Below are 12,678 nucleotides of genomic sequence, written 5' to 3'. Positions count from 1 at the left end.
CCAGTATTTTGCAGCTTCCCCCCAACAAGGAGCACCCCATGGTAAAAACCCGCCCACGCCCCGCAGTCACCGGGGTGGCCTCGGCCGATCGGGTGCTCACCGTGCTCACTGCCTTCCGCATGGGGGATACCGCCCTGGAACTGGCCGAACTCGCCGCCCGCACCGGGCTGATCAAAAGCACCATCATGCGCTTGATGGTCTCGCTGGAGGATCACGGCCTGATCACCCGCCTGGCCGACGGTCGCTATCAGTTGGCCACCGAGATCATGCGCTTGAACACCGTGTATCAGGACGGCCTCGACCTTGAACGCCACATCACCCCACTGCTGCACCGCCTGACTCAAGAAACTGGCGAAACTGCGTCCTTCTATGTACGCCACGGCGCTTATCGGATGTGCCTGTACCGTGTGAACTCCCCCCACCACCTGCGCCTGCACCTGCAACCCGGCGACACCCGCCCCATGGACGGTGCCGCCGGGGCCGAGGCGTTGCGCACGCCCTATTCGCTGGCCGCGAAGATGATCAAGCCGATTTTCTCCCACGGCGCCACCGACCCCCACGCCTCGTCCATGGCCCTGCCGATCTTCGGCCCAGGAGAAAACCTGATCGGTGCGCTGGTACTGTCCGGCCCCGCCAGCCGCCTGACCGCCGAACAGGCGCAGACGCTGCACCCGCTGTTCCAGCAAGCTGCCGTCGAACTGACCCGTAGCCTGGGTGGCGACGCACTGGCCGACACCGACGCCCTGCAGAAAAAGCTGCGCGGCAAAAAAGCCGACTAAACTCATCACGGATGCGCAGAACAGCAGGGTGCGAGACGGATCGCACCCTGAGCGACACTCCACCACATCCCATCATCGCAGCACCTGTAATAGTCTATTGCAGGACTCTAATGTACTAACCAGTTACTTATCTTGCTAAAATCGCGTCTTTGCCCTCTCACATTCGAGTCCTGTCGACATGAAACGAGCATCGCGCGCCGCTGGCGCCTCTAGATTCTTACTGCTGGGCCTGGGCGTGATCATCGCCCTGCTCGGCCTCGCGCTGGTCATTGGCGGCGTCAAACTGGTCAGCCTGGGAGGCTCCTGGTACTTCCTGATCGGCGGCGCAGTCATGACGATTGCCGGGTTGCTGATCGCCGGCCGCAAGCCGGCCGGTGCCTGGTTGTTCGCCGCCTTTTTGATCGGCACGGCCATCTGGGCCGTTGCGGACGTGGGCCTGGTGTTCTGGCCGTTGTTCTCCCGCGTGTTCATGTTCGCAGCCATCGGCATGGTGGTGGCGCTGGTGTACCCGTTGCTCGTCAACCGGCCTGCACGTGGCGCCTATGCGGTGGCTGGCGTACTGGCGTTGGGCGTGGCAGTCGCGGCGGGCAACATGTTCGTCGCCCACCCGAGCGTGGCGCCGACCGGTGCCGGCCCAGGTATCACCCCGGTGGCTGCGGCCGACGCGCAGAAAGACTGGGCGCATTACGGCAACACCGAAGGCGGCAGCCGCTTCGCTGCGCTGGACCAGATCAACCGTGACACAGTCAACAAGCTCAAAGTGGCCTGGACCTATCACACCGGCGACGTCGCCATCAGCGACGGCAACGGTGCCGAAGACCAGCTGACGCCCCTGCAGATCGGCAACAAGGTGTTCATCTGCACGCCGCACAACAACCTGATCGCCCTGGACGCCGACACCGGCAAAGAGCTGTGGAAGAACGAGGTCAACGCCAAATCGGCGGTGTGGCAGCGTTGCCGTGGCATGGCGTATTTCGACGCCACCGCGCCGATTGCCCAGCCGACCCAGCCGAATAGCTCGCCAATCATTGCCGCCAGTGTTCCGGCCGGTGCGCAATGCCAGCGTCGCCTGCTGACCAACACCATCGACGCGCGCCTGATCGCCGTAGATGCCGATACCGGCAAATTCTGCGAAGACTTCGGCACCCACGGCCAGGTGGATTTGAAAGCCGGCCTGGGTAACGTGCCGGACAGCTACTACCAACTGTCTTCCGCACCCCTGATCGCCGGCACCACCGTAGTAGTCGGCGGCCGCGTGGCCGACAACGTGCAGACCGACATGCCCGGCGGCGTGATCCGTGGCTTCGACGTGATCAGCGGCCAGATGCGCTGGGCCTTCGACCCCGGCAACCCGGAAGAAAAAAAAGCCCCGGCTGACGGCAGCACTTACGTGCGCAGTACGCCGAACAGCTGGGCGCCGATGTCCTACGACCCGCTGATGAACACGGTCTTCCTGCCGATGGGCAGCTCGTCCACCGACATCTACGGCGTGGAACGCACCCAGCTCAACCACAAATACGGCGCTTCGGTGCTGGCGCTGGATGCCTCCACCGGCGCGGAAAAGTGGGTGTACCAGACCGTCCACAATGACCTGTGGGACTTCGACTTGCCGATGCAGCCAAGCCTGATCGACTTCACGCCACCGGGCGGTGACAAAGCCGTGCCTGCGGTCGTGATCGGCACCAAGGCCGGGCAGATCTACGTGCTCGACCGCGCCACCGGCAAACCGCTGACGGACGTTAAAGAAGTTCCGGTCAAGGCCGCCAACATCCCCAACGAACCCTACGCCCCGACACAGCCGAAATCCGTCGGCATGCCGCAGATCGGCGCGCAAACCCTGACCGAATCGGACATGTGGGGCGCCACTCCCTACGATCAGCTGCTGTGCCGTATCGACTTCAAGGGCATGCGCTACGACGGCCTGTACACCGCGCCGGGCACCGATAAATCCCTGAGTTTCCCAGGCTCCCTGGGCGGCATGAACTGGGGCAGTATTTCCACCGACCCGGTACACGGCTTTATCTTCGTCAATGACATGCGCCTGGGCCTGTGGATCCAGATGGTGCCGTCGCAGAACAAGGCCCAGGCCGCGTCCGGTGGCGAAGCGCTCAACACCGGCATGGGCGCCGTGCCGCTCAAGGGCACGCCGTATGCCGTGAACAAGAACCGATTCCTGTCGGTGGCCGGTATTCCGTGCCAGGCGCCGCCGTTCGGCACCTTGACCGCGATCGACATGAAGACGCAAAAGGTCGCCTGGCAAGTGCCGGTCGGCACCGTGGAAGACACCGGACCGCTGGGCATTCGCATGCACCTGCCGATCAAGATCGGCCTGCCAACCCTCGGCGGCACCCTGTCGACCCAGGGCGGCCTGATCTTTATCGCCGGCACCCAGGATTTCTACCTGCGCGCCTTCAACAGCGGTAACGGTGATGAAGTCTGGAAAGCCCGCCTGCCCGTGGGCAGCCAAGGTGGCCCGATGACTTACGTGTCGCCGAAAACCGGTAAGCAATACATCGTGATCACCGCCGGTGGCGCACGCCAGTCCACCGACCGTGGCGACTACGTGATCGCCTACGCCCTGCCATAACCCCTGTTCGCGCGGCGCCTCCCCCGGCGCCGCGCCTTCTGCCTGGAAAAACCCGCATGACCCCCACTTCTCATATTCCCCTTGGGCGCCTGTTGCTGGGCCTCGCCCTGGGTGCCGCCCTGCCCGTGCAAGCCGATGACACCACCCTGACCGGTGACTGGGGCGGCCTGCGCCGCGAACTCGACGCGCAAGGCATCCGCTTTACCGGCGACTACAGCGGTGAAACCGCCTACAACGCCCACGGTGGCCAGCATCGCTCGGCGCGCTACTCGCAGAACCTCAAGCTGAGCGTGCAGTTCGACCTGGGCAAGCTCTACGGTTTCAATAATGGCGACCGCATCCAAGTCACTATTAACGACCGTCGCGGCAACAGCGCTTCCGAAGATTTGGTGGGCAACCGCCTGCCGATCCAGGAAAACTACGGTGGCCTCTACACGCGCCTGACCGAATTGAGCTACGAGCGCACGCTGTTCACGCCGGCCCTCAACGTCAAGCTCGGCTACATGGCCATGGGCAATGACCTCGGCGGCCTGGACAGCGGTATTCTGTGCAACTTCATGAACGCCGGTTTCTGCGGGCACCCGCTGAACATGTCCGGCGGCAGCGGCTGGACCAACTACCCGAATGCGCGCCTGGGTGCGCGGGTGAAATACGACTTTGCGCCCAACTGGCAACTGCGCGTCGCCGCGTTCAACGTGGACCCGGAGAGCAACGGCAACTCCAGCCGCGCCTGGAAACTGGGACCCAAACACACCACCGGCACCGTGGTGCCGATCGAGCTGGTGTACAAACACGCGGGCAACCTGCCGGGTGAATACAAGCTGGGCTATTACTACGACAGCTCCGACGTGAAACGCATCGGCAGCAGCAAGGAAGTCAGCGGTCGCGGCGGCCACTACCTGCTGATCGACCAGGCCGTTTGGGCTTCCGACTCCTCCGCCGGCCGCGTGCTGCACGCCTTCGGTCAATACTCTGCCGCCAGTGAAGCGGCTTCGCCGTTCAGCAAGTGGTATGGCGCGGGCGTGGTGCTGTACAAGCCGTTCGAAGGCCGGCCGCGTGACACCCTGGCCCTGGGTTACGGTCGCGCCGCGCCCAACCCGCGCAGCCGCGAGGTGCAGGAGCTGGCAGCCTTCAACGCCGGCAACGAATACCCCAACCTGAGCAATGCCGAACAGCTGATCGAACTCAGCTACGGCTACCAGGCCACGCCCTGGCTGACCCTGCGCCCGGATGTGCAATACATCATCGAGCCGGGTGCGTTTTCCGGTGACAACATCGACAACGCCTTGGTGCTGGGCCTGCAGGTCAAGGCGGTGTTCTGAAACGGCTCAGTCGTCTGACGGCAACGCCCTGTTCGCCTGTTCGAGCGCAGTGATGCGCTCGACTTTTTTGCCGGAGCGCTCCGCTTCGAACTCCGATTCCAGAAACACTTTGACGATGCTCTTAGCCAGCTCGGACCCGATCACCCGCGCACCAATGGACAGGATCTGCGCATCGTTGCTCTTGCGCGCTCGCTCGGCCGAATACGTGTCGTGAGCCTGTGCAGCCCGCACGCCTTTGATCTTATTGGCAGAGATCGCCATGCCAATGCCCGTGCCGCAAATCAACACGCCCAGGCGCTGCTCACCCGCCCCCACCGCCATGGCCACCGCCGCCGCGATATCGGGATACAGCACCGGGCTGGACGAATGACAGCCAAAATCCTCGACCCCATAGCCCAGGCCTTCGATAAAGCGCTTGAGCAATTCCTTGAGCTCGAAGCCCGCCTCGTCGCATCCGATGGCCACCGAAAACGTCGTTTGTGCACCCATTACTGTTTCTCCATCAGACCGATCAAATGATCACCCACTGAAATTATGCACAATCATTAGCGGGCGATGAGCAGTTCGCTGTCAAGGCTTATTTAAAGACCCAAACACTAAATAACGCCAAAACCTCGGCGAGAGCCGTGGGCAAAGGATTGACAAAACCGCCTCAAGCAGTTTAAACATATGATCACTATCCGATCATATGATCAGGCTGTTGGTTAAGCCTACCTAATAAGAAAATCAGCAAGAGGACACACCGATGGCCACGCCATTACTGCTCCAGGCTGAACAAGTTTCCAAAGCCTATGCCGGGGTCCCTGCCCTGCGCGACGGGCGTCTCTCCCTGCGGGCCGGCAGCGTGCACGCACTGTGCGGCGGCAATGGCGCCGGCAAATCGACCTTCCTCAGTATCCTCATGGGCATCACCCAGCGTGACGTCGGCACCATCCTGCTCAACGGCGAACCGGTGCAGTTCGACCGCCCCAGTGCGGCACTCGCCGCGGGCGTGGCGATGATCACCCAGGAACTGGAACCCATCCCCTACATGACCGTGGCCGAGAACATCTGGCTGGGTCGCGAGCCGCGCCGCGCTGGCTGCATCGTCGACAGCAAGGAACTGAACCGGCGCACCCGCGAATTGCTGCAAAGCCTGGAATTCGACGTCGACGCCACCAGCCCCATGCATCGCCTGAGCGTGGCGCAGATTCAGTTGGTGGAGATCGCCAAGGCCTTCAGCCATGACTGCCAGGTGATGATCATGGACGAACCCACTTCAGCCATCGGCGAGCGCGAAGCCGAAACCCTGTTCAAGGCGATCCGCCGCCTGACGGCGCGGGGTGCCGGCATCATCTACGTGTCCCACCGCCTCAGCGAACTGGCGCAGATCGCCGATGACTACAGCATCTTCCGCGACGGCGCCTTTGTGGAAAGCGGGCGCATGGCCGATATCGACCTCGCCCACCTGGTGCGCGGCATCGTCGGCCAGGAGCTGCAACGCATCGACCACAAGGTCGGCCGCGAATGCGCTGCCACAACCTGCCTTGACGTCAGTGGCCTGAGCCGCGACGGCGAGTTCCAGGACATCAGCCTGCAACTGCGCCAGGGCGAAATCCTCGGCATCTACGGCCTGATGGGCTCGGGGCGCAGCGAATTCCTCAACTGCCTGTACGGCCTGACCCTGCCGGACGCTGGCAGCGCCACCCTGCAAGGCCAGCCGTTGCCGACCGGCACGCCAGCGGCGACGATTCGCGCCGGTATGTCATTGGTCACCGAAGACCGCAAAGACAGCGGCCTGGTGCTCAGTGGCAGCATCCTCGCCAACATTGCGTTGTCGGCCTATAAGCAGCTGTCGAGTTGGTCGGTGATCAATGCGCGCAAGGAAAACGCCCTGGCCCAGAGCATGGTCAAGCGTCTGCAGATCAAAGTCTCCTCGTTGGACCTGCCAGTGGAGTCCATGAGCGGCGGCAACCAACAGAAAGTCGTGCTCGCCAAATGCCTGTCGACGCAGCCGATCTGCCTGCTCTGCGACGAACCCACGCGCGGCATCGACGAAGGCGCCAAGCAGGAGATCTATCACTTGCTGGATGAATTCGTGCGCGCCGGTGGCGCGGCCATCGTGGTTTCGTCCGAAGCCCCGGAGCTGCTGCACCTGAGTGATCGCATCGCCGTGTTCAAGGGCGGCCGGCTGGTGACCGTCAGCACCGACACCGCCCTTTCCCAGGAAGCCTTGTTGAGTCTTGCCTCATGAATAGCAAAGTCCTCGCCGCCCCCGTTACCGCCGCGCCGCGCAACCGCCTGCGCCTGTCCCTCGACCGTTTTGGCCTGCCGCTGGTGTTTATCCTGCTGTGCCTGGTAATGGCGTTTTCCAGCGAATACTTCATGACCTGGCGCAATTGGATGGACATCCTGCGCCAGACTTCCATCAACGGCATTCTCGCCGTGGGCATGACCTACGTGATCCTGACCAAGGGCATCGACCTGTCGGTGGGGTCGATCCTGGCGTTTGCCGGTTTGTGCAGCGCCTTGGTCGCGACCCAGGGCTTCGGCCTGCTGGCGGCGGTGAGTGCCGGGATGTTTGCCGGGGCCATGCTGGGCGTGGTCAACGGGTTCATGGTTGCCAATTTGAGCATTCCGCCCTTTGTCGCCACCCTCGGCATGCTCAGCGTGGCGCGGGGTATGACCTTTATCCTCAACGATGGCAGCCCGGTCACCGACCTGCCGGACAGTTTCCTGGCCCTGGGTATCGGCAAGCTCGGCCCCATCGGCGTGCCGATCATTATCTTTGCGGTGGTCGCGCTGATCTTCTGGATGGTGCTGCGCTACACCACTTACGGTCGCTATGTGTATGCCGTGGGCGGCAATGAAAAAAGCGCGCGCACTTCCGGCATTGGCGTACGCAAGGTGACGTTTTCGGTGTATGTGATTTCGGGCCTGCTGGCGGGACTCGCGGGCGTGGTGCTGGCGGCGCGGACCACCTCGGCCCTGCCCCAGGCCGGCGTGTCGTATGAGCTGGACGCGATTGCCGCCGTGGTGATCGGCGGCACCAGCCTGTCCGGCGGCACCGGCAGCATCGTCGGCACCTTGTTTGGCGCGCTGCTGATCGGTGTGATCAACAACGGCTTGAACCTGCTCGGGGTGTCGTCGTATTACCAACAAGTGGCCAAGGGGTTGATCATCGTACTTGCGGTGCTGATCGATGTCTGGCGCAAGAAAAAACGCTAAGTGGAGTGTGTGCAATGTCCAATTTCTGGAACCAGGCGTTCGACCTCACCGGCCGTTGCGCCGTGATCACCGGGGGCGCCGCCGGGATCGGCCTGGCCTGCGCGAGTTTGTTGGTGGAGCGCGGTGCGCGGGTGGTCCTGTTGGATCGTGACCCGGCGGTGGTGGAAGTGGCTGCCGGCCTCGGCCAGGGGCATTTGGGCTTGGTGGCTGATTTGCGCCAGCTCGATTCGGTACAGGCTGCGATTGATGAGGCCCACGCCGGACTCGGGCGCATTGATTACCTGGTCAACAGCGCGGGTGTCGCGCTGTTGGACAAGGCCCTGGACGTCAGCGAAAACGCCTGGGACACCACCCTGGACATCAACCTCAAGGCCAGCTTCTTCGTGGCCCAGGCCTGTGCCCGGCATATGATCGAACAAGGCGGCGGGCGCATCGTCAACCTGGCCTCCCAAGCGGCGGTGATTGGCCTTGATCGCCATGTGGTCTACTGCGCCAGCAAGGCGGCAGTGGTCGGCATGACCAAGGTGCTGGCCATGGAGTGGGCACCCCACGGCATCAACGTCAACGCCGTTTCGCCGACCATCGTCGAGACCGCCCTGGGCAAGAAGGCGTGGGCCGGCGAACTGGGTGAGAAGGCCAAATTGCAGATCCCGGTGGGGCGCTTCGCCCAGCCGGAAGAGATCGCCGGCCTGGTGCTTTATCTGGTCAGCGATGCGGCCAAGATGATCACCGGCGAAAACGTGGTGATCGACGGCGGCTACAGCATTCAGTAATCCGATTCCAGACAGATAAGAACAAGGAAACACCCTATGAATCGAGTCATCAACGATCCGGACCTGGTGGTCGAGGACATGCTCGCCGGCATCCTCCTGGCGCACCCGGAACTGGCGCAGTACGAGAGCAACCCACGGGTCATCGGTAAGCGTAAGACCTCACCGGCCGGCCAGGTGGGCATTGTCACGGGTGGCGGTTCGGGGCATGAGCCGGCGTTTCTGGGTTATGTGGGGCCAGGGCTGGTGGATGCGGTCGCCGTCGGCGAGATTTTCTCCTCGCCCACCGCCAAGAGTTTCTTCGATGCATTCCGCGCCGCTGACCAGGGCGCGGGGGTGGCGTGCCTGTACGGCAATTATGCCGGCGACAACATGAACGTGAAGCTGGCGATGAAAATGGCCGCCAGCAAAGACATGAACATTCGCACCGTGGTCGCCAATGACGACGTAGCCTCTGCCCCAGCTGCCGACATCGCCAAGCGTCGCGGCGTGGCCGGTGAGATTTTCATGTGGAAAGTCGGCGGTGCCGCCGCCGCCCAGGGCTACGACCTCGACGGCGTGATCCGTGTGGCGCAGAAAGCCGTGGATCATTGCCGTTCCATCGGCGTGGGCCTGACGCCCTGCACCATCCCGGCAGTGGGCAAGCCGAACTTCCAGATTGCCGATGGCCTGATGGAACTGGGCATCGGCCATCACGGCGAGCCGGGCATTGAAGTGGTGCCGGTGGAATCCGCTGCGGCCATGGCCGAGCGCATGCTTGCGCCGATCCTGGCCGACCGCGACTTCACCCAGGACCAGAGCGTGGTGGTGCTGGTCTCCGGCCTGGGCGCTACGCCGGTGATGGAACTGTATATTTTCTACGCCGAGGTCGAGCGCCAACTGCGCACCAAGGGCCTGCGCATTCACCGCTGCTATGTGGGCAACTATTTCACGTCGCTGGAAATGATGGGCGTGACCCTGACCCTGCTCGGCCTCGACGCCGAACTGAGCAGCCTGATCGACCAACCCTGCCGCTCCATCGGCATGACCCAGTCGGAGTAGAGCATGAGCGAGCATTTCCCCAGCAACACCGGTAGCGCCATCGTCACCAACCTGGTGTCGATCATCGTCGCCAACCGCGAATACCTCAGCGAAGTGGACGGCGCCATCGGCGACGGCGACCACGGCATCAACATGGCCAAGGGGTTCTCACGCTGCGGCAAGACCCTCGAAGGCCGCGAGCTGTCTTTGGCCGAGGCACTGGACGAACTGACCCTGGCGCTGATGGAAGGCATCGGCGGCTCCATGGGCCCGCTCTACGGCAGCCTGTTCATCGGCATGGCCGACGAAGTGCGCGGCCGCGACAGCATTGACGCGGCGACCTTCGCCAAGCTGCTGCGCGGTGGTCTCACGTCCTTGCAGGACATCAGCGACGCAGGTGTGGGCGACAAATGCCTGATGGATACGCTGATCCCGGCGGTCGAAGCCTTTGAACAGGCCCAGGCCAGCGGCGCGTCGTTCAGCGAGGCCTTGCGCCAGATGAAAAGCGCGGCCTCCCAGGGCCGTGATTCCACCCGCGACCTGGTGGCAAAAATCGGCCGCGCCAGCCGCCTTGGGGAACGTTCCCTCGGCGTACTGGATGCCGGCGCGGTGTCGTGCTGCCTGATCCTCACCGACCTCGCCGAATCGGTGGAGGCGCGGTTGGTTGCTTAGTTGGCAGCAGACTTCCCGTGGTGAGCGGGCTTTCCACAATAGCCCTGCCCACCACAAGGATGTGGTCGTCTTTAGCGACGCGTCGCATCATCCAGGGCAAGGATCGTGTAGGCATTCGACACGGTCGTCGCCAGGGTGTTGATCACCCCGGAGCGCAACGCGCCGAGGGTGGCTGCCGCCTTGGTGTTCTCGCTGGCAATCGCCACCACATCGGGAATGCGCACCAGCTCCTGCACCGTCAAGCCGATCACCCTGCCCTGCATGGCGTTGACCGCCGGCTGGCCGTGGATGTCGATGAAGTCGTAGCCCATCATGTCGCCCACCGTACCGGACACACGGGCCTGGGCGATTTCCTGGGGTGAAAACCAGCCCATGCGCACCATGTTGCTGTTCTCGCTCATGTCGCCGATGCCGATCAAGGCGATATCGGCGCGGCGCGCGCGGTCGAGGGTGGAGCGCACGGTGTCGTTGTTGATCAACACGCTGCGCAGTTCCGGATTGGCCACCAGGGCCGGGGCGTACAGGGTTTCGCTCTCGGCGCCGAAACGTAGGGCCAGGCGTCGGCAGATATGGTCGGGGTTCATGTATTCGCCCGCCTTGAGCGAGCCGCCAATCGCACACACAAACGTGCAGTTGCGCGTCACCGGCAGGAACACATTCTCGGCAACCGCGCCGACGTTGCGGCCCATGCCGACGGCGATGATCATGCCGTCGCTGAGGGTCTTGTTCAGGTAGTTGGCGACCAGGCTGGCCACGGCCGAGCGCTGGGTGTCAGGGTCGCCATGGTCCACCGCGATCAACGCGCGGTCCAGCTGGAAACGCTCGACCAGCGCCTGCTCCAGCTCCGTGTTCAACGCCGGATGCTGCAACACCCGCACCTCTACCACCCCTTCATCCCGGGCGCGCTTGAGCAGCCGGCTGACCTTGACCCGCGACAGGTCGAAGCGCTTGGCGATGGCTTCCTGGGTGATGTTGTCGAGGTAATAAAGCATGGCCACTTCGGTCATCAGGTCGATGTCGCTGGCGGCACGCTGGGCACTGTCGGTCATGGGAGCTTCCATTTACGCCACAAAAAACCATTCTCCCTAGTCTGTACGGTGCAAGTCCAGCGGCGAATGGGCCAAGCCTGCAAAGTTTCTAATGGCTCTGCTGGTATTCCCGTGGCGTGCAGCCGAACTCGCGACGGAACACCGTGTGCAGGTACTGCGCGGACTTGAAGCCGCATTGCTGGGCGATATCGGCAATCGCCAGGTGATCATCCTCCAGCCCCTTGGCGGCGCTGGCGAGTTTGAAGCGCAGGATCTCGTCATGCACGCTGCACCCGCGCACCTTGCGAAAATGCGCCTCCAGGGACGAACGGGACACGCCAACATAGGCCGCCACCTGGGCGGTCTTGATGCCCTGGCAGGCGTACTGGCGGATAAACAGCAGCGCCTGCATCACATAAGGATGACCCAAGGGTTGATGCAAGCTGGACGCCTGCACGTTGATTGCATCCGGCGGCACCAGCACCTGCGTACCCGCGCAGGGCTTGCCGTGCAACATCTGATGCAACAGCGCAGCGGCGGTGCGGCCCATGGTTTCGGTGCCCTGGATCACCGAACTCAATGGCACCCGCGTGAGGGTACGGGTCAGCGGGTCGTTGTCGATGCCGATCAGCGCCACTTCTTCCGGCACAGCAATGCCGGCGGTCAGGCAGGCCTGCAGCAACTGCCGCGCGCGGGCGTCGGTGACGGCGATAATGCCGATGGGTTTGGGCAGGCTTTGCAGCCAGGCAATCTGTTGCTCGACGGCGCTGTCCCACAGCGGCGCACTGGTGCCCAGGCCGCGATAGATCTGCACGGGCAAGCCATCCCTTCGCAGTAAGCGCTTGAAGGCTTTTTCGCGCTCCTGCGCCCAGCGATTGGCCTGGGCTTCGGGTAGGCTGAAACAGGCAAACTGCGTCAGGCCGGCTTCGATCAAATGTTCATAGGCCAGTTTGATCAAGGCGTAGTTGTCCGTGGCCACGTAGGGAATGCCCTTGGGATAGGCCCGCACATCCTCATAGGAACCGCCCACCGCCACCACCGGCACCTTGCTCCCGGCCAGCGCCTCACCAATCAGCGGGTCGTCGAAGTCGGCAATGATGCCATCGCCCTGCCAGCGTTCGATGCCTTTGAGGCGGCACAGGAAGTCTTCTTCGAGGAACAAGTCCCAGGACGCGCGGGTGCTGCTCAGGTAATTGCCGATGCCGGCGATGATGCCACGGTCGTAGATTTTGCTGCCGTTGAACAGCAAGGCAATGCGGTGCACGGGCGGTAGGGTTTTCATTGTTTTTATCC

11 protein-coding genes are annotated in these 12,678 nt (G+C 63.1%); 8 read left to right on the top strand and 3 right to left on the bottom strand.

Annotation, left to right across the window (positions count from 1 at the left end):
* Positions 1-38: 38 nt before the first annotated feature.
* The 3 genes from H096_RS31495 to H096_RS31485 all read left to right on the top strand — a co-directional run bounded on the left by H096_RS31495 (position 39) and on the right by H096_RS31485 (position 4,688).
* Positions 39-779 (top strand): helix-turn-helix domain-containing protein, encoded by a 741-nt coding sequence (locus H096_RS31495; RefSeq protein WP_033903124.1) that lies wholly within the window; start codon positions 39-41, stop codon positions 777-779.
* 178 nt (positions 780-957) lie between these two features.
* Complete coding sequence (locus tag H096_RS31490; RefSeq protein ID WP_033903122.1) at positions 958-3,366, top strand: glucose/quinate/shikimate family membrane-bound PQQ-dependent dehydrogenase; 2,409 nt, start codon at positions 958-960, stop codon at positions 3,364-3,366.
* 56 nt (positions 3,367-3,422) lie between these two features.
* On the top strand, positions 3,423-4,688 hold the full coding sequence (locus H096_RS31485) for a carbohydrate porin (protein WP_033903121.1): 1,266 nt from the start codon (positions 3,423-3,425) through the stop codon (positions 4,686-4,688).
* Positions 4,689-4,694: 6 nt separating this feature from the next.
* Here the strand turns inward: H096_RS31485 and rpiB are convergent, their stop codons facing one another.
* On the bottom strand, positions 4,695-5,177 hold the full coding sequence (gene rpiB, locus H096_RS31480) for a ribose 5-phosphate isomerase B (protein WP_033903120.1): 483 nt from the start codon (positions 5,175-5,177) through the stop codon (positions 4,695-4,697).
* A 256-nt stretch (positions 5,178-5,433) separates the two neighbouring features.
* On the opposite strand from rpiB, the gene H096_RS31475 reads away from it, so the two are divergent.
* From H096_RS31475 to dhaL, 5 genes are read left to right on the top strand one after another with little or no spacing between them, the layout of a single operon-like run.
* Positions 5,434-6,921 (top strand): sugar ABC transporter ATP-binding protein, encoded by a 1,488-nt coding sequence (locus tag H096_RS31475; protein WP_033903119.1) that lies wholly within the window; start codon positions 5,434-5,436, stop codon positions 6,919-6,921.
* Entirely contained in the window at positions 6,918-7,895 is a 978-nt protein-coding gene (locus H096_RS31470) for an ABC transporter permease (protein WP_033903117.1), read from the top strand. Before H096_RS31475 ends, H096_RS31470 begins: the two co-directional genes overlap by 4 nt.
* 14 nt (positions 7,896-7,909) lie before the next feature.
* Positions 7,910-8,668 carry an SDR family oxidoreductase gene (locus tag H096_RS31465; protein WP_033903116.1) on the top strand — a complete coding sequence of 253 codons (759 nt, stop codon included), beginning with the start codon at positions 7,910-7,912 and terminating at the stop codon, positions 8,666-8,668.
* A 36-nt stretch (positions 8,669-8,704) separates the two neighbouring features.
* Complete coding sequence (locus tag H096_RS31460) at positions 8,705-9,706, top strand: dihydroxyacetone kinase subunit DhaK (RefSeq protein WP_033903115.1); 1,002 nt, start codon at positions 8,705-8,707, stop codon at positions 9,704-9,706.
* Between the two features lie 3 nt (positions 9,707-9,709).
* A complete protein-coding gene (gene dhaL, locus H096_RS31455; protein ID WP_033903114.1) occupies positions 9,710-10,357 on the top strand; it encodes a dihydroxyacetone kinase subunit DhaL in 648 nt (215 codons plus the stop codon).
* Positions 10,358-10,428: 71 nt separating this feature from the next.
* On the opposite strand, the gene H096_RS31450 is transcribed toward dhaL, so the two are convergent.
* Together H096_RS31450 and H096_RS31445 are read right to left on the bottom strand one after the other, a co-directional pair.
* A complete protein-coding gene (locus H096_RS31450) occupies positions 10,429-11,406 on the bottom strand; it encodes a sugar-binding transcriptional regulator (protein ID WP_033903113.1) in 978 nt (325 codons plus the stop codon).
* A gap of 88 nt (positions 11,407-11,494) precedes the next feature.
* Positions 11,495-12,667 (bottom strand): XylR family transcriptional regulator, encoded by a 1,173-nt coding sequence (locus H096_RS31445; protein ID WP_033903112.1) that lies wholly within the window; start codon positions 12,665-12,667, stop codon positions 11,495-11,497.
* Positions 12,668-12,678: the final 11 nt, after the last annotated feature.

Origin of the sequence: Pseudomonas sp. FH1 (genome assembly GCF_000510895.2) — a bacterium.
Classification (GTDB): Bacteria; Pseudomonadota; Gammaproteobacteria; order Pseudomonadales; family Pseudomonadaceae; genus Aquipseudomonas; species Aquipseudomonas azotoformans_A.
This window is presented reverse-complemented; position numbering and strand designations above follow the sequence as displayed.